This is a genomic window from Rhodanobacter caeni (assembly GCF_039523575.1).
Taxonomy (GTDB): Bacteria; Pseudomonadota; Gammaproteobacteria; order Xanthomonadales; family Rhodanobacteraceae; genus Rhodanobacter; species Rhodanobacter caeni.
In genome coordinates this window covers 871,597-890,441 of the sequence record NZ_BAAAFO010000001.1, presented here as the reverse complement: position 1 = coordinate 890,441, position 18,845 = coordinate 871,597, and the positions used below count along the sequence as shown (strand labels likewise).

The window sequence follows — 18,845 nt, the reverse complement described above, 5'->3', positions numbered from 1 at the left end:
CGCTGGCATGACGATCAAAAACCAAAGCCGTCGCTGCTGCATGCGCGACGCCACGGAGCAAGAACCATGACCAAACAAGTGCAAGACGCCTACATCGTCGCCGCCACCCGCACCCCGGTCGGCAAGGCGCCGCGCGGCGTGTTCAAGAACACCCGCCCCGACGACATGCTCGCCCACGTGATCCGCGCCGTGATGGCGCAGGCCCCCGGCATCGACCCGCACCAGATCGGTGACGTCATCATCGGCTGCGCCATGCCCGAGGCCGAGCAAGGCATGAACGTGGCGCGCATCGGCCTGTTGCTGGCCGGCCTGCCGCACACCGTGCCCGGCGTCACCGTCAATCGTTTCTGCTCCTCCGGCCTGCAGTCGGTGGCAATGGCCGCCGACCGCATCCGCCTGGGCCTGGACGACCTGATGCTCGCCGGCGGCACCGAGAGCATGAGCATGGTGCCGATGATGGGCCACAAGATCGCCATGAACCCGGCGATCTTCCAGGACGAGAACATCGGCATCGCCTACGGCATGGGCATCACCGCCGAGAACGTGGCCAAGCAGTGGAAAGTCAGCCGCGAGCAGCAGGACGCGTTCTCCGTCGAAAGCCACCGCCGCGCCCTCGCCGCCCAGGCCGCCGGCGAGTTCAAGGACGAGATCACCCCGTTCCAGCTCGACGACCACTACCCGGACCTGGCCAGCCGCGACATCAAGACGGACAACCGCATCATCGACCAGGACGAAGGCCCTCGCGCCGGCACCACGCCCGAAGTGCTGGCCAAACTGCGCACCGTGTTCCGCAACGGCCAGTTCGGCGGCACCGTCACCGCCGGCAACTCCAGCCAGATGTCCGACGGTGCCGGCGCGGTGATGCTCGCCAGCGAAAAGGCCATCAAGCAATACAACCTGCAACCGCTCGCGCGCTTCGTCGGTTTCTCCGTCGCTGGCGTGCCGCCCGAGGTCATGGGCATCGGCCCGAAGGAAGCGATCCCCAAGGCCCTCGCGCAAACCGGCATCACCCAGGACCAGCTCGACTGGATCGAGCTCAACGAAGCCTTCGCCGCCCAGGCGCTGGCCGTGATGGGCGATCTCAAGCTCGACCCCGCCAAGGTCAACCCGCTCGGCGGCGCCATCGCGCTGGGCCATCCGCTCGGTGCCACCGGCGCGGTTCGTATCGCCACGCTGGTGCACGGCATGCGCCGCAGGAAGCAGAAGTACGGCATGGTGACCATGTGCATCGGCACCGGCATGGGCGCGGCGGGGATTTTCGAGGCGCTCTGAGCAGGCTCGGGTCCCACAGGCATCCGGCGCCGTTGCGCTACGGCGCCGTTCTTGTCACCACTCCTGGCCGGCCCGCTGCGTGTGGCCTCGGCCGGTGTCTGACCCGCCCGTTTCGGCTTCCCCAAGGCATCTCCGCCCGGCTTCACGCTTCCCTGTCCCCGTGCTTCATGTGGCGCTGACGAAGCCGATCCAGTCCCATCCTGAAGGAGTCACCATGGCCACGATGCGAGCCATCGAGATCACCCGACCAGGCCCCGCCGAGGTACTGCAACTGACCGAGCGCCCCATCCCTCGGCCAGGGCCGGGGGAAGTGCTTATCAAGGTGGCGGCGTCCGGCGTCAATCGGCCCGACGTATTCCAGCGCCAGGGAAATTACGCGCCACCGCCCGGAGCCTCTGAGCTTCCCGGGCTGGAAGTCGCCGGAGCGTTGGTCGAGGGCGACGTCGACGGCGAGAACCCGTTCAGCCTCGGGCATGGCGCTATGGTCTGCGCCCTGCTGACCGGTGGCGGCTACGCCGAGTACGCCGTGGCGCCACTGCAGCAATGCCTGCCGGTGCCCAGCGGCTTCACCCCGCTGGAAGCAGTAGCGTTGCCGGAAAATTACTTCACCGTGTGGAGCAACGTGTTCGATCGCGGCCGCCTCGGCACAGGGGCCGATGGCAAGCCGGAATCCCTGCTGGTGCAAGGCGGCTCCAGCGGCATAGGCGTCACCGCCATCCAGTTGGCCCATGCACTTGGCCATCCCGTATTCGCCACGGCCGGAAACGCCGAGAAATGTGCCGCCTGCGAAAAGCTTGGTGCCCACGCCATCAACTATCGCGAGCAGGACTTCGTCGAGGAAATCCACAGGCATACCAACGGCCGCGGTGTCGACGTGATCCTCGACATGGTCGCCGGTGACTACGTGCCAGGCGAACTCGAACTGCTGGCCGAAGACGGCCGGCTGGTGTTCATCGCCACCCTGGGCGGCAAGCGTGCCGACATCGACGCCTCGCTGATCATGCGACGGCGCCTCAACCTTACCGGTTCCACACTGCGCGCCCGCCCGATCGCCTTCAAGGCGGCAGTGGCCAGGCAACTGCACCAGCATGTTTGGCCCTTGCTGGAATCGGGAAAGGTCCGGCCGGTGATCCACCAGGTGTTCCCCGCGCACGAGGCGGCAAAGGCCCATGCCTTGATGGAAAGCAGCGGGCACATTGGAAAGATCGTGCTGGAGTGGTGAAACGCGGCCCGACGAGCCCGGCTCGTCGCGTCGCTCCGCCTCGGGTATTTTTGCCCAAGAATCAACCGCGCTTGCGTACTGACGATGGAAATTCGTCGGCATGCGCCGCCCACAACCGGCGCAGCTGCCGCGCCGAACCCAGGCCGGCGCGTTCCGCCGCGCGTTCAACATTGTCGCCATTGGCCAGCGCCTGGCGTGCCAGGGCTACCCGCAGGCGTGCGTGATAGCGATTGACCGACATGCCGCTGGCCTCGCGGAAGTGGCGCGTGAGGCTGCGCACGCTGAGGTGGCCGATGTCGGCCAGGCGCTGCAGCGGCCAGTCCTGAGCGGGCGCGTTGAGCAGCGCGTCCTGCACGCGATGGATGGCCATGTCCATGTGGTTGCGCCCTTCCAGCCACGGCGACAGCGCCGGCTCGCCGGCGGCGCGGCGCATGTAGACGGCCATTTCCCGCGCCACGGCGACGGCCAGCCGCGGCGAGCCGAGTCTGGCGATCAGATGCAATGCGAGATCGATGCCGGCGGTGATGCCGGCGCTGGTGCAGACGTTGCCGTCTTCCACGAATACGCGGCTGTCCAGCACCTCGGCCGCCGGTGCCAGTCGGCGTAGCTCGTCGAGCAGGCTGTGGTGTGTGGTGCAACGCCGACCGTCGAGCAGGCCGGCGGCGCCGGCCAGCAGCGCGCCGGAACAGACGCAGGCCAGCGGCCGTCCGCCGACATGGCGCCGCAACCAGGCCATCAGCATCTTGCCGGCCGCCGATGACAACATCCGCGCCGCACTGCCGGTGGCGCCGCAGACCACGATCAGCACGTGCTCGCCCAGCTCCTTCGGCAGCGGCTCGACGCCAGCCAGGCCCACGCCCAGCGCCGTGGGTGCGGCCTCGCCCGCCACCACCGGCGCCACCAGCCGCAGGCGCACCGGCAGGCCCATGGACGCGGCAATGCGAAACGCGTCGGCGGCGCCGGCCAGATCCAGCAGGATCAGCTCCGGAGGCAGCACGAAGCACACCTCAGTGATCGGCGAGGACGTCATCGACGGTGCGGATGCGGGCAAAGCGTCCATCCAGAACCAGTTCCGTGCGCTGCTTGATATCCCGCGCATCGTAGCGAGTGCCGCTGCCGGCGTGGACCATCGGAAAGGTCAGCGTGGCCTCGGTGACGTAATCGACGGCGAAGCCGAGATCGGAAGCCACCCGCGCGGTGGTTTCACAACACTGTTCGGTGCGGATGCCGCTGACGATCAGCCGCCCAATGCCACGCTCACGCAGCCAGGCTTCCAGCTGCGTCCCGGTGAACGCGTTGTGTACCTGCTTGCGGAACGCGACGTCGTGCGTCTCCGGCACCCAGGCCATGGGCGTGACCAGACCCGATGCCTCGGAAAAATGCGCATCGCCATCCTGGTGCAGGATGCGCACCACCGGCCAGCCGCGCGCGACCGCCGCATCGATCAACTTCAACAGGTTCTCGCGGAACACCGGCACATCGTCCTCACGCCAGTACGGCGCCTGCAGGAAGGACTGCTGCACATCGATGACCAGCAAGGCGGGGATATCGGACATGGGACGGCTCCATCGTTGAGGGAGCCGTTACTCTAGGCAGCGGGACGATAGTCAACGAGCACCGTGCCGGACCGAGAACGGACATATCCGGCCAGGGACGAAGTGCCCGCCGAGCGGAGCCGTGATCGCCCCATGCCCGCGGAAAAGGTTGAAGGCTACATCGAGGCCGCGATGCGTCCCACCGCCGCCAGCACCGCCTTGCGCTCGGCCGGCTCGGCGTGGGAGCCGGCGTAGTACGCGGTGACCAGCAACGGCTTGCGTCGGGGTGGCCAGAGGATGGCCACGTCGTTGGTCTCGCCCTGGCTGCCGCTGCCGGTCTTGTCGCCGGCGGCCCAGCCCGCGGGCAGGCCGGCGCGGATCGCGTCGAGGCCGGTGGTGCACCCGCGCAGCCACTGGAGCAGCAGGTTGCGGGATGAGGTGGTCAGCGTGTCGCCCAGCAGAACGCGATGCAGGTCCGCCAGCATCGCGTCCGGCGTGGTGGTGTCGCGGGTGTCGCCCGGGCTGCCCAGGTTGAGCTCGGGCTCCATGCGGTCGAGCCGGGTGGTTTCATCGCCGAGGCTCTTCGCGAACGCGGTGATCGCGGTTGGCCCGCCCAAGCTGGCAAGCAGGAGATTGGCGGCGGTGTTGTCGCTCAAGGTCACCGCCGCAACGCAAAGTTCGGCCACGCGCATGCCCGGCTCGCCCACGTGCCTGCTGGTGACCGGCGCGTAATCCAGCAGCACGTCCTTGCCGAAAACCACGCGGCGATCCAGCCGTTCGGTGCCGCGATCGACGCGCGCCAGGACGGCCGCGGCGGCGAGCCACTTGAAGGTGCTGCACAGCAGGAAGCGCTCGTCGGCACGATGCTGGATACGGCCGCCGGTCTGCGTGTCGAGGATGGAAACACCCAGCCGGCCGCCATGCTTGCGTTCGAGCGCAACGAAGCGCGCGGCAGCCCGGTCGACGGACGCCGTCCACGCAAGGCCAGGGCGGAGAGACAGTGCAAACGCGCCCGCCAGGGCGCCCTTCAGTAGATCGCGACGATGCATGGGATGGCCTTTTCAGCGCAGTGACGAAGGTGCCCATGGTGGTTGAAGCGCCCGCCGATTCGCGGCGCAAAGCATGGCATTGCCGGGGCGGCGCAGCGGCGGTCCCGTGGTCCATGAGGTCAGGCGGCATGTCGCGTTGACCCGTGCGTTCCGCGTGAATGGCGGCGGATCGGATTGCCGTCAACGATCACGAACCGGCAGGGGCGGACTGGCTACTGGTCGCTCGAGCGGATATGGCCCAGGCCGGCCGGGCTCAGTTCGAACCGTTGGCGATCGACCGCATCGCGACCGGTCTGCACGAGAAGACCGGCCGCCAGCAATCGGGCGCTGACGTCGGCCGGCACCATCGCCGCCCTGCCCTCGGCCACCCAGGTGAGATAGTCCAGGTCGTTCGGATCGCGTTTTTCTGTCATTGGCACGTGTTCCGTGGCTTTGATGGCCCCCAGCTTGCCCGCCGCCTGGCGATGATGGTGTCGACGCGCGATGGTGGGCCCATCGGACAGGCACGCGCGCGTTACCGATACACCCAATGGCGTGAAACCAGGAAGCTGACCACCGCAAGGCCTGCTTCGACAAGCGGTTTTGCCAGCCACGCCATCTGCATGCCGAGTCGGGCCGCCACCACCGTCACCAGCACCGTGCTGAGCAGGGTCAATGGCAGCCACACCACCAGGAAGCGCAGGAACCGGTGGGGTCCAAGCCTCGCGGCGCCGGGCGCGCCAAACGTGTAGCGTCCATTGGCCCAGAACCCCAACAGCGCGCCGGTCACGCGCCCCAGGACATTGGCCATCGCGGCCGGCGTGCCGATTGCCGTCAGCACCACGAACACGGCCCAGTCGGCGGTTACCAGGCCCAGTCCGACGAGCAAAAAGCTGACTCCCTGTCGTGCCAGATTCATCGGACTCCTCGCCGGATCGCGGTGCGCAACCGCCGAGTTTCACGTACCTGATGCGGCATTGGAAGCAGGCGGTGCACGACGCAATGCACCGCCTTTTGGGCGGTGTTATCTGGCGTTGCCGGAGGGAAGCGTCCTGGCGTGCTGGGGCGCCGGCACATTCTTGAAGCCACTCGAAGCGGGGCCTCTGGCCGGGCAAGACGCGGATCTGATGAACTGACCGCTTTCACAAGCCGCGTTGCTGACGCGCGCCACGTAGTTTTCATATTCCGCTCGCGACAGGCGATGGTCGTTACCGCCCCCGTATTGGGCAAAGTACGCACGCAGATCGCGCAGATGCTCGGGCACCTCCGAGCGGCTGACCTCGCCATCCCCGTTCCTGTCGAGCTGGCTGAAGTCGGGTAACGCGTCGCCCGGACTCTTTGCCTGCGTCGTTTGTGCCCAGGCGCCCGTCATCGTGGAAACCGCCATCGCCGCAGCGACACAGAGCCACGCCATTCCGTTTCTTTCCATGGATCGTCTCCTGATAAGCGACTCTTGCGACGAGTCGGGAATGCCGACCCGTGATGCGCCGCCCGGGCTGGCCGGCCCAGCATAGCGCGCGCTGGAGTGAAGAAAAGGAAAGGCTCAGCACGCGATACGCGCAATTCTGGTAAGACGGTGTCTTTCGCCACCATCCGCCGCCGGGAGAAACCGCATGCCCAGCAAGAACACGATCTGCCTCTGGTATGACGACAACGCCCTGGATGCCGCCAACTTCTACGCCAGAACGTTCCCCGACAGCACCGTGGGCGCCGTGCATCACGCGCCCGGCGACTATCCGGCCGGCAAGCAGGGCAATGTCCTGACGGTCGAGTTCACGGTCATGGGCATCCCCTGCCTGGGCTTGAACGGTGGCCCGGCATTCCGGCACAACGAGGCGTTTTCATTCCAGGTGGCCACGGACGACCAGGCCGAAACCGACCGCCTGTGGAACGCCATCATCGACAACGGAGGCCAGGCCAGCGAGTGCGGCTGGTGCAAGGACAAGTGGGGCCTGTCGTGGCAGATCACCCCGCGCGCCCTGACGGCCGCGATCACCGACGCCGACCCCGCCGCCGCCAGGCGCGCATTCGACGCCATGATGACGATGACCAAGATCGACATCGCCGCGATCGAGGCCGCACGACGCGGCTGACCGGCCACCGGCTTTGCTGCCGGCAACCGGTCCGTTTGGCCGCCCATCCGCCGCGCAGGAGCGTTATGCTCGCGACGTCCACCACGGGCAAGCGCGACAGCAAGTCGATTCCAGCGAGATAGTCCGAACGCCAATCCAGAAGGGGGTTCCATGCCCGCCAGTGCGCGTCCCGCCCGTCCGGGCGACCATCTCCGCTCCCCGACGTCGCCATACCCCGACCTGGGCGAGGCCCTGCTCGCACTCGTCATGATCGGGCTTGGTATCCGGGGGCTGGTTTACGGTGACCTTGCCGGCGTCTGGCAACACCTCCCGATCGACCTGCCCGCCGCGGGCGGCCTTGCGATTGCCGTTGCCGTGGTGGAACTGATCGCCGGCCTCGGGCTGCTGATACGTCGAACGGCAACGGCGGCATCGATCGTGCTGGTGGCGCTTCTGCTGCTGTGGGTGGTGCTGCTGAAGTTGCCCGCCGTGCTGACGGTGCCGCGCATGGAGGCTACCTGGCTGGGGCTGGCGGAAATCACCTTGATCCTCGCCGGTGCGTGGACGCTGCTGGCCTTGCGCACTCGTCGGGGCACGCGCCCGGCGCAATGGCTGCTCGCGCTGTCGCTGGTGCCGATCGGCCTGGCGCATTTTTTCTACGCCCCGCAAACGGTCGCCCTGATGCCGGGCTGGCTGCCGTGGCACCTCGGCTGGGCGTATCTCACCGGCGCCGCCAGCCTGTTCGCCGCGGCGGCCTTGCTGCTCGGCGTCTGGCCACGTCTGGCCGTGGTGCTGGAGGCCGGCATGCTGAGCGTGATCACCCTCGTCATCTGGCTGCCGGGGCTGATCGCCGCGCCGGGCAACGAAACCTGGACACCGTTCCTGATGTCCTCGGCCATCGCCATCGGTGCCTGGGCGGCGGCCGAGGGCTACCGCAACGCGGCCTGGCTGGATCGGCCCGGCCGGCGGCGCGGGCTCTCGACACCTGATCCACAGCCGCCACTGCAAGCGCCGGCCGGCTGACTGTCTGTCCGGCCTGCCACTACCCGAACGCGGACTTGTCGTCCGCCCCGTCCAAGAGACAACCATGCCCTACATCGACGGCTTCGTTCTCGCGGTTCCCAACGCCAAACGCGAGGCGTTCATCGCGCACGCCACCACCTTCGACACCATCCTGCTGGAATTCGGCGCCACCCGGGTCATGGAGTGCTGGGGTGACGACGTGCCCGAGGGCAAGCTCACCGACTTTAGGCGCGCCGTGCAGGCCACCGCGGATGAAACGGTGGTGTTCGCATGGATCGAATGGCCCGACAAGGCCACCCGCGACGCCGGCATGGCGAGCTTCATGAAGGACCCGCGCGTGGACGGCGCCGGCGACATGCCGTTTGACGGAAAGCGCATGATCTTCGGGAGCTTCAGCCCCGTGGTCAGCCTGCCCGGCTAGCTGCGCAAGGCTGGCGCCGATCGGGCATTCGCCTGGTCAAGGCGCGCCGGGGCCCAGCAGCTGGGAGATCGTCTGCACCAGCGCATCGCCGCTGTAGGGTTTGAGCAGCACCTTGGTCCGTGCATCGAGCAGCCCGGCGTCCTTGTCGAAACGGCCGGTGGTGAACACCACGGGCAGTGTGGGATCGATTTGCCGCAGCTTCTGCGTGAGGTCGATGCCGGACGTCCCGGGCAGGGTCAGATCCGTGACCAGCAGGCCGATGCTTTCCCGCCGGTACGCCTCGATGGCAGTTTCCGCCGACCCCACGTCCACCACGACATAGCCCCGCGACTCCAGCATGTCCTTGACCGTCAGGCGGATGGACGCGTCGTCCTCGCACAACAGTATCCTCGACGACTGCGCGTTCGCATGCCGCCCATCGGTGGCGGGCGCGGTCCGCGCCCGCGCCGAAAGTACCTGACGCACCTTGAGGGCCAGCGCTTCCTGCGTGTAGGGCTTGCTCAGCAATTCCACGCCTTCATCGAGCCGACCGGCGTGGACAATGCTGTTTTCGGTGTAGCCCGAGGTGAACAGCACCGCGATGTCTGGCATGCGCTGGCGCGCCTTCGCGGCGAGTTCGGGACTGCGCATCGTTCCGGGCATCACCACGTCGGTGAACAGCAGATCCAGCGCCACGCCGCTCTCGATGACCGACAGCGCGCTGCGCGCGTCCGGCGCCTGCAGGACGCGATAACCCAGGTTGCGCAAAAGCGAGACGGCCGTCTCCCGCACCGCTTCGTCGTCCTCGACCACCAGGATCGTTTCCGTGCCTCGGCGCACTTCGGTCGAGGTATCGACCGGTTGTTGTTCCTCACCCTGCGTGCAGCGCGGCAGGTAGATCTTCACCGTGGTGCCGTAGCCGACTTCGCTGTAGATCTTGACGTGCCCACCCGACTGCTTGACGAAGCCGTAGACCATGGACAGCCCGAGTCCTGTTCCGCTCCCTTCCGGCTTGGTGGAAAAGAACGGCTCGAAAACCTTTTCAACCAACTCCGGGGCCACGCCGCAGCCGGTATCGGTTACCGCAATGAGCACGTACTGGCCGGCCTTCACCTCGTGCTGGCGGCGGGCGTATTCGTCGTCCAGATAGGCATTGCCCACTTCGATCGTCAACCGCCCCTGGCCTTCCATCGCATCGCGTGCGTTGATCGACAGGTTGAGGATGGCGTTCTCCAGGTTGGTGCGGTCGACCGAGGTGTTCCAGAGCCCTCCGCTGACGACGGTCTCGACCTCGATGCCTTCGCCCAGCGTGCGCCGCAACAGGTCGTCCATGTCGCGGATCAGCTTGCCCGGGTTGACGACCTTGGGCGCCAGCGGCTGGCGGCGACCGAACGCGAGCAGCTGCGAGGACAACTTGGAGCCGCGCGCCACGCTGGCCATCGCGTTGGCCAGCCGCCGCCTGGCGCGATCGTTGCCGGCGACGTCATCGTTCAGCAGCTGCAGGTTGCCGCTGATGACCTGCAGCAGGTTGTTGAAATCGTGCGCCACGCCGCCGGTGAGCTGGCCGATGGCCTCCATCTTCTGCGCCTGGTGGAAGGCCCGCCGCATTTCTTCCAGCGCCTCCTCCGCGCGCAGGCTTTCCGTCGCGTCGCGGGTGATTTTCGCAAAGCCGATCGGGTTGCCCTCGTTGTCGTCGACCCGATCGATCACCACGTGCGCCCAGAACAGCGAGCCATCCTTGCGCATGCGCCAGGCCTTGTTCTCGAAACGCCCGTGCTCCAGCGCGTGCGCCAGGCCACGCTGCGGTTCGCCGGCGGCCCGGTCGGACTCGGTGTAGAAGGTCGAGAAGTGCCGTCCCAGGATTTCCTTCTCGCTGTAGCCCTTGATCCGTTCCGCACCCGCATTCCACGATTGCACGTAGCCATCCGGATCGAGCATGTAGATGGCGTAGTCGATGACGCTGTGCACCAGCCGACGGAACTGCTCCTCGGTGAATTCGTGTGCGTTGGCTTCGGCCTTCTGCTGGGAAAGATCGCGCGCGACCTCCCACCAGCCAAGCAGCGATCCGGCGTCGTCGCAAACCGGCTTCACGGTGATGGATGCCACGAACTGCGAGCCGTCCTTGCGCCGCAGCGCACCCTCGATCTTCCGCATGCTTCCGCCGTCCTGGCAGGCGTCCCGGGCGTCAGACAGCGCGCCGGTCACTTCCGCGTGCGGATAGAGCCTGGCCACCGGCATGCCGATCGCCTCGTCCGAGGCGTAGCCGATCAGGCATTCGGCACCGCGATTCCACGTTTCGATGCGCCCGTCGCGCCCGACCATGTAAACGGCGACGTCGTCGATCGATTCCACGAGAAGACGATGGTGATCACCCATATCCACTAGATTTTCCTCAAGCGATCACACGTCAAGCCGGGTCTTGGCCACCTGATCCACGGCGGATCGCAGCGCGCTGACACAAAGCCAAACCATACAACGCGGCGCATGATCCGCACAGGGCGAGCGCTTCCAGCCATAACGTGCGCTCGATGCCGGGCCTTTCTCGGCGCAAACGCCGCCGCTTTCACGCAACGCAGGCGCCGACGGTCGTATCAAAAGGCTTGGTCGACAGGTGATCGCGCGGTGCCAACCACAAATCGAAGCATCCCGATCGAAGAGGATTTGACCTACCAGCGGCGTGAATGGCGATTCGAGCGTGCGGGCTGGGCGGTGATGGCGATGCTGCTGCTGGCCGGGCTGCTGGGTTTGCTCGGCTACGGCCCGCTGAGCCGGACGCAGGTGGGGACGCAGGGCGCGTTGATGGTGAGATACGACCGCCTGCAGCGCGCAAGCGCACCGACCGAGTACCACTTCCAGGCCGACGCATCGCTGGCACGCAACGGCGAACTGCGACTGCGCTTCGACGATGCGCTGCTGGACGAGGTGGAGATGGAATCGATCCTGCCCGAACCCGTGCAGACGCGCGCCGGACCGGGCTATACCGAGTTCGTCTTCGCCATGGACGGCGCGGAAGGCCCGCCCGCGCGATTGCAGTTCCAGTTCAAGCCAGCCACCTTCGGCCACGTTCGCGGGCGCGTCCGCACCCAAGGCGCCGAACCCCTGGTCATCGACCAGATCATCTTGCCCTGAGGACAGCCATGGAATCGATCCTGCGCGGTGTCGTCGTCTATGCGTTTTTGTTCCTGATCTTTCGCATCGCGGGCAAGCGCACGCTCGCGCAGACTTCGCCGTTCGAATTGGTGCTGCTGCTGATCATTTCCGAAACCACGCAGCAGGCCATGGTGGACAGCGATCATTCGGTCACCAACGCCTTCCTGCTGATCATGACCCTGGTCGGGCTGAGCATCGCGTTGTCGGTGCTGAAACACTACTCGTCCACCGCCAGCCGCTGGCTGGAAGGCCTGCCGGTTCTGGTGGTGCGCGACGGCCGCTGGGACAAGCGCACCGCCGACAAGATGCGCGTGGACGAAGCGGAGGTGATGACCGCCGCGCGCACCTCGCACGGGCTGGAACGTCTCGACCAGGTCAAGCATGCCGCGGTCGAGAACGACGGCACGATCTCGATCGTGCCGCGCGACGGTTCGTGATGCCAGCGCCAATGGAACCCGCGGCGACCTTGGCGCGCGTTCGCCGCGTCATTTCACCAGCGCCGCATCGCCCCAGCTGACAACGAGTGGAAGGTCGCTGGTCTGAGCGGCGTTGCGCGCCACAAGCTCGACGATTTTCACATCGGCAAGGTCGGCCGCCAGCGCTTGCGCCGGCTGCCCGTAGGCCGCCGTGGCCTGCGCCAACAGGTGGCCATCGCCGAACACCTGGAACACCACCTGGTCTTTCAGGTTGCGGGTGGAATCGTCCACGCCCACCTTTGCCTGGAAGCGTTTGAAGCCATCGGCTTTCACTTCCATGCGCGAATTGGCCAGGATGCCGATGCCGCTGGTGAAGACGTGTCCGTCCACGGTCAATGCCTGGTCGTAAGGCGTGGCATCGGCGCGGGCGCCGCCCCAGCCGGCATAGGTCGGGCGCTCGCCGCCGTTGGTCGTGGTGCCCCACGGATTGGCCATGCGGTGGATCACCGGATCGGGCACGGACACCGTCACGCCATCGCGGGCGATGTTGATGGCGCCGGGTATTTCCGACAGATACATGCCATCGGCAAGCTGCCGCTTGCCGCGGGCCTCGAACACGCGCGATTCGCGCGGCTGCAGCGTGAGCGTCAATGCGTCGCCGGCAAGCATCATGGTCTTCTTCGACCACAGATCGGTGAGCGCCACGTCGCCCACCATCTTCAGCTGCGCCGGCGTCACCGTGATCCTGGCCGGCACTAGCCCGCGGTTGAACAGCAACACGCCCTTGGTGCCGGAATCGCTCAGCGTCTTGACGAAGATCTGCACGTCGTCCGAATCGTAGGCCAGCACCGCCTGGTGGCCGCCGCTGTCCTGGTTGAGCCGCACGATGTCCTTGTTCGACCAGATGTCCATCAGCGCCGGCGGCGCATGGCGCAGGTCGTAGCCGATGATCAGCGGGGCGTTGATCATCGCCCACAGCGAGAAATGCGTGCGCGCCTCGGTGAGATGGTGCACGTCGAAATCGCCGTGGCCGACGAACAGCATGTCCGGGTCGTTCCAGTGGCCTGGCCCAGCGTACAACGCGCGCGTGGAGGCGCTGTCGAAGGTATGCAGCATGCGCGACCACTGCGGCGTGATGTCGCCGCTGGTACGCCACAGATTGCCCACGTCCTTGCCCCACGAACGCACGTCGGCCGCACCCCAGGCACAGATGGAATAGACGTAATCGCCATCGGGATTGCTGGCGGCCAGCGCATCGGCCACCTGCTGGTACAGCGCGCGCACGGCCGGGATGTTCGTGCGGTTGATGCTGGCCTGGTCGATCAGCGGCGGATAGACGTTGTACTTGTACTGCTTCACGACGGGGCTGTCCGCGCCGTACACGTTGATGCCGCAGGCATCGACCTTGATGTAGTCGAAGCCCCAATCGGCGAAATACAGCTTGATGTCCTGCTGCACGTGGTCGCGCAGGCCGATCTGCCGTTCGGCGGTGGTGCCCTCGGGCAGGTTCGGCGAATGCAGGTCATACGCCTGCGAGCAGGCATTGCCGCCGATGTCGGTATAGATGCCGGCCTTCAGGCCCATGCTGTGCAGCTTGTCGGTGAACGGACGGAAGCTGGAGCCCTCGCTGCCACCCACCTTCGCCGACGGGAAGATCGAGGTGCGCACCTGCATGCGCCCGTCCCTGCTGCGCCGTTTCAACCACCAGCCGTCGTCGATGTTCACGTAGCGGTAGCCCAGGTCGCGCAGGCCGCTGTCCACCAGCACTTTCGCCGTGCCCATCACCTTGGCCTCGTCGACGTCGGTGCGGAACGCGTTCCACGAATTCCAGCCCATCGGCGGCGTGGCGGCGCGTCCCGCCGTGGCGCCGGTCCAATGTCCCGCCGGTGCAAGCGGGTCGACCGGCTGGGCGGCTGTCGTTGCAATCAACATGGTGGCGGCAAGAAAAGTGAAGGCGAGCAGCGGAGCCTTGAGCATGGGGCGTCTGTTTCCCTGTTGGATGCGCGGCGGAGGTTGGCGATCGATTGTACCCAGCGCGCGGGATCGATCGGGATGGCGATGGCCGGCCGGCGCTGCGCTGGCGGTTTCGCGGATTTCACGGGCCATCACCTAGAACGTTCCTTCCGCCGCCACGGCCATCGCGCAGGAGCGTCACATGAGCACCGAGCAGACCCTCGAAGAGAAACTCTGGAACGCCCTCGCCTCCGACCGCACCGTTATGCTGGGCCTGGACGGCGTGGAGGATGGCCACTCGCGCCCGATGACGGCGATGGTCGAGGGCCAGCACGGGCCGATCTGGTTCTTCGTCGGCAAACCCAACGCCGTAGTCGACAACCTGTCCAGCAGCCGCCGCGCGATCGCCGCCTTCAGCGCCAAGGGCCACGAGCTGTTCGCCAGCATCCACGGCAACCTGTCGGTGGACCAGGATCGCGACGTCATCGACCGCCTGTGGAACCCGTTCATCGCCGCCTGGTTCGACGGCAAGGACGATCCCAAGCTGGTGCTGCTGCGCTTCGATCCGGAGCACGCCGAGGTCTGGCTCAACGAATCCAACATGCTGGCCGGGATGAAGATGCTGTTCGGGACCGACCCCAGGGACGACTACAAGGACAAGGTGGGCGACGTCGACCTGCGCTGACACGGCGCGGCCCCGGCCGGGTTAAACTGCTCGATTTGCTCCCGAGCGCATGGCCCAAGCCGTCCTTCGCCCGCCGGTTCGCGGGCCCACCTTCATCCGCCTGCTGGCACGCCTCACCGCGACCGACCTGGCGCCCCCCGGCCCGTCGCTGCCTGACCGGCTGGGCCGATGGCTGGACTGGAAACACGCACTGGCCCTGGCCGCCGCCCTCGACGTCCGGCCAACCGAACCTGGCGCCACCGCCACGGCGCCGGACGATCTGCACGCCGAGTGCGCGCAGGCTCGCCAGACGTTGACGGCGGCGATCAAAGGCGACCCGCTGCTGGCAGGTACGACGCCAGCCCCCGCCGAACCCGACTACACCGCGTTCCGCCAGCTCTGCCTCGGCCGCCAGCGCGCCACGCAGGCCACGGTGGGCCGCCTGCGCGGCAAGTTGCGCGACGCCCTGGCGACATGGCCCGGCATGGCTCCGCTGGCCGAGGTGGACGCCGCGATGGAGGCGGTGCTCACCCCGCGCGAGCACGTCTTGCTGGCCAGGGTGCCTGAGCTGCTGGGCCAGCGCTTCGAACGCCTGCGTGCCGCCGGGGACGCCTCAACCACCTGGCTCGACAACTTCCGCCGCGACATGCGCAGCGTGTTGCTGGCCGAGCTGGATCTTCGTTTCCAACCGGTGGACGCGCTGCTCGCAGCGCTGCGCACCTCCTGACCCGGTACACCATGTTCAAACGTCCCTTGCTTCTTTCCGTATTTGCCCTGGGCCTCGCCGCGATCGGCTGGATCGTGGCCGGCTACATCGGCAACAACCTGCTGGGCACGGCCATCGCGCTGCTGATCGGCGCCTGCTATCTCGCCGGCGCCTACGAGCTGTTCCGCTACCGCCAGGCGACGGCCACGTTGCGCCAGGCCGTGGACGAACTGACCGCGCCACCGGCCGAACTCGGCCGCTGGTTGCAGCGCCTGCATCCGGGTCTGCGCCACGCCGTGCGCCTGCGCGTCGAAGGCGAGCGCACCGCGCTGCCGGCGGCGGCGATGACGCCGTACCTGGTCGGCCTGCTGGTGCTGCTGGGCATGCTCGGCACCCTGCTGGGCATGATGGCCACGTTGCGCGGCACCGGCACGGCGCTGGGCAGCGCCAGCGACCTGCAGGCCATCCGCGGCTCGCTGGCCGCGCCGGTCAACGGCCTGGCCTTCGCCTTCGGCACCTCCATCGCCGGCGTCGCCAGTTCGGCCATGCTCGGCCTGCTCTCGGCGCTGGTCCGCCGCGAACGGCTGGAAACCGTGCAGATGCTGGATGCCAGTATCGCCACCACCTTGCGCATCCACTCGCAGGCGCACCAGCGCGAGGAGGCCTTCCGCCTGCTGCAGCAGCAGGCCGCGGCGATGCCCGCCCTGGTCGAGCGCCTGCAGGCGATGGCCGCGACGCTGGAGCAGCAGAGCGCCGCCGCCCACGAGCGCCAGCACGCCGATCGCGAAGCGTTCCACCGCCACACCGAACAGGTGTACACGCAACTGGCGCGCTCGGTCGAGCAGTCGCTGCAGGCCAGCGTCACCGACTGCGCGCGCGCCGCTGCCAGCGTGCTGCAACCAGTGGTCGAATCCACGCTCGCCAGCCTGGCCCGCGAGAGTGCCGCCCTCCAGGCCAGCGTGGGCGATGCCGTGCAACGCCAGCTCGATGGCCTCGCCGCCGGTTTCGACACCAGCGCGCGCACCGTCACCGGCATCTGGAACGACGCGCTGGCCCAGCACCGTCAGACCAGCGAGGCCCACGCCAGGGATCTCGGCGACGCCCTCGCCCGCTTCGCCGACACCTTCGAGCAGCGCTCGTCCGCCTTGCTCGATGGCGTAGCCGCCCGCCTGGATGCCAGCGCCGATCGCGCCGGCGACGCCTGGCAAAGCGCCCTGTCGAAACAGGACGCGGTCCACGCCGAACTGGCCGAACGCAACCGCCAGGCGCTGACCGCCGCCAGCGAAACCTTCGCGTCGCACGCGGCCGCACTGGTGCAGGCAGTCGACCGTTCGCATGATGAATTGCAATCAGCATTGCAGAGCAGCGATGAGGAACGCCTGTCCGCGTGGGCTCAGAAGCTCGATGCCATCAGCGCCGAACTGGGTACGCAGTGGAAGGCCGCTGCTGACGCCAACGCCGCCCGCCAACACGCCATCTGCGACGCGCTGGAACAGACCGCCGGCACCATCGCCACGCAAACCGAAGCCGCCGCCAACCGCACTCTCGCCGAGATCGCCCGGCTGGTCGACGCCGCCGCCGAGGCGCCACGCGCGGCCGCCGAAGTCGTCGGCGAGCTGCGCCAGAAACTGTCCGATAGCATGGTGCGCGACACCGCCATGCTGGAGGAGCGCGGCCGCCTGCTGGCCACGCTGGAAACCCTGCTCGACGCCGTAAACCACGCCTCCACCGAACAGCGCAGCGCCGTCGACGCCCTGGTCAGCACCTCGGCCGACCTGCTCGACCGCGTCGGCACCCGCTTCGCCGCGCAGATCGAAACCGAAACCGGCAAGCTCGACACCGCCGCCGCCCAGGTCACCGCCAGCGCCGTCGAAGTGGCCAGCTTGGGCGAAGCCTTCGGCGCCGGCGTGACACAGTTTGGCCAGGCCAATGACGCGCTGATGGAACGCCTGCAGCAGATCGCCGCCGCGCTGGACAGCTCGCTCGCGCGCAGCGACGAACAGCTCGCCTACTACGTGGCGCAGGCGAAGGAAGTGGTCGAACTCAGCGTGCTCTCGCAACAGCAGATCATCGCCGACATGCAGCAGCTTGCCGGTCGCGGCAAGGCGACCAAGGCATGACAGCACGCCACCTCGCCTGCAGGAGCGCACCCTGTGCGCGACCGTCCTGCCCGCCCGATCGCGCACAGGCTGCGCTCCTGCACCGGTTCTGCGCGCCATGAGCCACGACATCGAAGCCGACGCCGAATCCACCGCGCCGATCTGGGCCTTCGGCGACCTGATGTCGGTGCTGCTGGGCGTGTTCGTGCTGATCCTGGTTGGCGTGATCGGCGTGCAACTGCAGCTTTCGCACAAGCTTGAAGTGGCCGAGCGGCAGCGCCTGGCCGAACAGCAACGCCGCACCACGCTGGAACAGGCGCTGGCCACGCCGCTGGCGCAAGGCCGCGTGACCCTGGTAAACGGCCGCATCGGCATCCGCGGCAACCTGCTGTTCGCGCTCAACTCCGACCAGTTGCAGCCCGAAGGCCGCCAGCTCGTCCAGAGCCTGGCCGCGCCGCTGGCGCAGTACCTGCGATCGCGCGATGAACTGCTGATGGTCAGCGGCTTCACCGACGACCAGCCCGTGCACGGCAACAACCGCGCGTTCGCCGACAACTGGGAGCTCTCGGCACAGCGCGCGCTCACGGTCACCCGCGCGCTGATCGCCGCCGGCGTGCCCGCCAATGCCGTGTTCGCCGCCGCCTTCGGCGCGCAGCAACCGGTCAGCGCCAATACCGACGAGGCCGGTCGAGCGAAGAACCGCCGGGTGGAAATCGCCCCGATCCCGCGCTCGTCGGCGGCCAACGCCGCGGCGCAGAACAGCCCGCCAGACCATGCATCCTGATACCGCCGCGGCCATCCGCGCCCACCTGATCGCGGCGATGGAACGGCGCGCCATCGGCCTCGAAGGCGAAGCGCGGCGCGCGGTGGCGTCGCGGCTGGCCGAATGGCGCGCGTGCGACACGCCCGCGCCCGGGCAGACGCCGCGCGCCGCGTTGCAGCCGGGTTTGCGCGACCTCGTCGCGCGGCTCGACCGCGAATCCTCACCGCACGGCACGGCGTATCCGGATATCCCCGCGCTGGCCGACTTCCGCCAACTCTGGTCCACGCTTCGCGCCGACAGCCAGTTGTCCCGATCCGTCGCCGATATCCCCACCGACGCCGGGCCGCTCAATTCCACCGCGCTGGCCAGCCGCGCCATCGCGTTGATGCGCGAACTTTCGCCGGGTTACCTGCGCGCCTTCCTGGCCTACGTCGATGACCTTGCGTGGCTGGAGCAGCTGGATCGTCAAGGCGCCGATGCCGGATCGGCAGCCGCCCGAAAGAAGCGCGCGAGACGCAAGCCACGCGGTTGAGCGTTGCCCT

The 18,845-nt window shown here is 67.6% G+C and carries 20 protein-coding genes; 12 read left to right on the top strand and 8 right to left on the bottom strand.

What is annotated here, in order from left to right; translation table 11 throughout:
* The first annotated feature begins 66 nt into the window (after positions 1 to 66).
* Both ABD017_RS04120 and ABD017_RS04115 read left to right on the top strand, forming a co-directional pair.
* Positions 67 to 1,272, top strand: a complete 1,206-nt coding sequence (locus tag ABD017_RS04120; RefSeq protein ID WP_343880409.1) for an acetyl-CoA C-acyltransferase — start codon at positions 67 to 69, stop codon at positions 1,270 to 1,272.
* Between the two features lie 223 nt (positions 1,273 to 1,495).
* Positions 1,496 to 2,494, top strand: a complete 999-nt coding sequence (locus ABD017_RS04115) for an NAD(P)H-quinone oxidoreductase (protein ID WP_343880658.1) — start codon at positions 1,496 to 1,498, stop codon at positions 2,492 to 2,494.
* Positions 2,495 to 2,555: 61 nt separating this feature from the next.
* Here the strand turns inward: ABD017_RS04115 and ABD017_RS04110 are convergent, their stop codons facing one another.
* The 6 genes from ABD017_RS04110 to ABD017_RS04085 form a co-directional block, all read right to left on the bottom strand.
* A complete protein-coding gene (locus ABD017_RS04110) occupies positions 2,556 to 3,554 on the bottom strand; it encodes a GlxA family transcriptional regulator (protein WP_343880407.1) in 999 nt (332 codons plus the stop codon).
* Positions 3,502 to 4,032: a cysteine hydrolase family protein gene (locus tag ABD017_RS04105; RefSeq protein ID WP_343880405.1), complete on the bottom strand. Its 531-nt coding sequence runs from the start codon at positions 4,030 to 4,032 to the stop codon at positions 3,502 to 3,504. The genes ABD017_RS04110 and ABD017_RS04105 overlap by 53 nt, the downstream gene beginning before the upstream one ends.
* Before the next feature lie 173 nt (positions 4,033 to 4,205).
* On the bottom strand, positions 4,206 to 5,078 hold the full coding sequence (gene bla / locus ABD017_RS04100; protein ID WP_343880403.1) for a class A beta-lactamase: 873 nt from the start codon (positions 5,076 to 5,078) through the stop codon (positions 4,206 to 4,208).
* A 212-nt stretch (positions 5,079 to 5,290) separates the two neighbouring features.
* Positions 5,291 to 5,491 (bottom strand): hypothetical protein, encoded by a 201-nt coding sequence (locus ABD017_RS04095; protein ID WP_343880401.1) that lies wholly within the window; start codon positions 5,489 to 5,491, stop codon positions 5,291 to 5,293.
* A gap of 101 nt (positions 5,492 to 5,592) precedes the next feature.
* The gene (locus ABD017_RS04090) at positions 5,593 to 5,976 is read right to left on the bottom strand and encodes a GtrA family protein (RefSeq protein ID WP_343880399.1); all 384 of its coding nucleotides are present in this window, start codon (positions 5,974 to 5,976) and stop codon (positions 5,593 to 5,595) included.
* 105 nt (positions 5,977 to 6,081) lie between these two features.
* The gene (locus ABD017_RS04085) at positions 6,082 to 6,486 is read right to left on the bottom strand and encodes an EF-hand domain-containing protein (RefSeq protein ID WP_343880397.1); all 405 of its coding nucleotides are present in this window, start codon (positions 6,484 to 6,486) and stop codon (positions 6,082 to 6,084) included.
* Between the two features lie 184 nt (positions 6,487 to 6,670).
* On the opposite strand from ABD017_RS04085, the gene ABD017_RS04080 reads away from it, so the two are divergent.
* From ABD017_RS04080 to ABD017_RS04070, 3 genes are all read left to right on the top strand, one after another.
* A complete protein-coding gene (locus tag ABD017_RS04080; RefSeq protein WP_343880395.1) occupies positions 6,671 to 7,150 on the top strand; it encodes a VOC family protein in 480 nt (159 codons plus the stop codon).
* 150 nt (positions 7,151 to 7,300) lie between these two features.
* Positions 7,301 to 8,152, top strand: coding sequence for a DoxX family protein (locus ABD017_RS04075; RefSeq protein WP_343880393.1), 852 nt, complete (start codon positions 7,301 to 7,303; stop codon positions 8,150 to 8,152).
* Between the two features lie 64 nt (positions 8,153 to 8,216).
* On the top strand, positions 8,217 to 8,573 hold the full coding sequence (locus tag ABD017_RS04070; protein WP_343880391.1) for a DUF1428 domain-containing protein: 357 nt from the start codon (positions 8,217 to 8,219) through the stop codon (positions 8,571 to 8,573).
* Positions 8,574 to 8,609: 36 nt separating this feature from the next.
* Here the strand turns inward: ABD017_RS04070 and ABD017_RS04065 are convergent, their stop codons facing one another.
* Positions 8,610 to 10,928, bottom strand: a complete 2,319-nt coding sequence (locus tag ABD017_RS04065) for a hybrid sensor histidine kinase/response regulator (protein ID WP_343880656.1) — start codon at positions 10,926 to 10,928, stop codon at positions 8,610 to 8,612.
* A 246-nt stretch (positions 10,929 to 11,174) separates the two neighbouring features.
* Here ABD017_RS04065 and ABD017_RS04060 point away from each other — a divergent pair, with 246 nt between their 5' ends.
* Together ABD017_RS04060 and ABD017_RS04055 are read left to right on the top strand one after the other, a co-directional pair.
* Positions 11,175 to 11,681 (top strand): hypothetical protein, encoded by a 507-nt coding sequence (locus ABD017_RS04060; protein ID WP_343880389.1) that lies wholly within the window; start codon positions 11,175 to 11,177, stop codon positions 11,679 to 11,681.
* Between the two features lie 8 nt (positions 11,682 to 11,689).
* The gene (locus tag ABD017_RS04055) at positions 11,690 to 12,139 is read left to right on the top strand and encodes a DUF421 domain-containing protein (RefSeq protein ID WP_343880387.1); all 450 of its coding nucleotides are present in this window, start codon (positions 11,690 to 11,692) and stop codon (positions 12,137 to 12,139) included.
* Between the two features lie 48 nt (positions 12,140 to 12,187).
* Here the strand turns inward: ABD017_RS04055 and ABD017_RS04050 are convergent, their stop codons facing one another.
* Positions 12,188 to 14,095, bottom strand: a complete 1,908-nt coding sequence (locus ABD017_RS04050; protein WP_343880385.1) for an NPCBM/NEW2 domain-containing protein — start codon at positions 14,093 to 14,095, stop codon at positions 12,188 to 12,190.
* A gap of 178 nt (positions 14,096 to 14,273) precedes the next feature.
* Here ABD017_RS04050 and ABD017_RS04045 point away from each other — a divergent pair, with 178 nt between their 5' ends.
* The 5 genes from ABD017_RS04045 to ABD017_RS04025 all read left to right on the top strand — a co-directional run bounded on the left by ABD017_RS04045 (position 14,274) and on the right by ABD017_RS04025 (position 18,835).
* The gene (locus ABD017_RS04045) at positions 14,274 to 14,756 is read left to right on the top strand and encodes a pyridoxamine 5'-phosphate oxidase family protein (RefSeq protein WP_343880383.1); all 483 of its coding nucleotides are present in this window, start codon (positions 14,274 to 14,276) and stop codon (positions 14,754 to 14,756) included.
* A 49-nt stretch (positions 14,757 to 14,805) separates the two neighbouring features.
* Positions 14,806 to 15,462 carry a DUF3348 family protein gene (locus ABD017_RS04040; RefSeq protein WP_343880381.1) on the top strand — a complete coding sequence of 219 codons (657 nt, stop codon included), beginning with the start codon at positions 14,806 to 14,808 and terminating at the stop codon, positions 15,460 to 15,462.
* An 11-nt stretch (positions 15,463 to 15,473) separates the two neighbouring features.
* The gene (locus ABD017_RS04035; RefSeq protein ID WP_343880379.1) at positions 15,474 to 17,561 is read left to right on the top strand and encodes a DUF802 domain-containing protein; all 2,088 of its coding nucleotides are present in this window, start codon (positions 15,474 to 15,476) and stop codon (positions 17,559 to 17,561) included.
* Between the two features lie 97 nt (positions 17,562 to 17,658).
* Positions 17,659 to 18,324, top strand: coding sequence for an OmpA family protein (locus tag ABD017_RS04030; RefSeq protein WP_343880378.1), 666 nt, complete (start codon positions 17,659 to 17,661; stop codon positions 18,322 to 18,324).
* Positions 18,314 to 18,835: a DUF2894 domain-containing protein gene (locus tag ABD017_RS04025; protein WP_343880376.1), complete on the top strand. Its 522-nt coding sequence runs from the start codon at positions 18,314 to 18,316 to the stop codon at positions 18,833 to 18,835. The genes ABD017_RS04030 and ABD017_RS04025 overlap by 11 nt, the downstream gene beginning before the upstream one ends.
* The last annotated feature ends 10 nt before the right edge of the window (positions 18,836 to 18,845 follow it).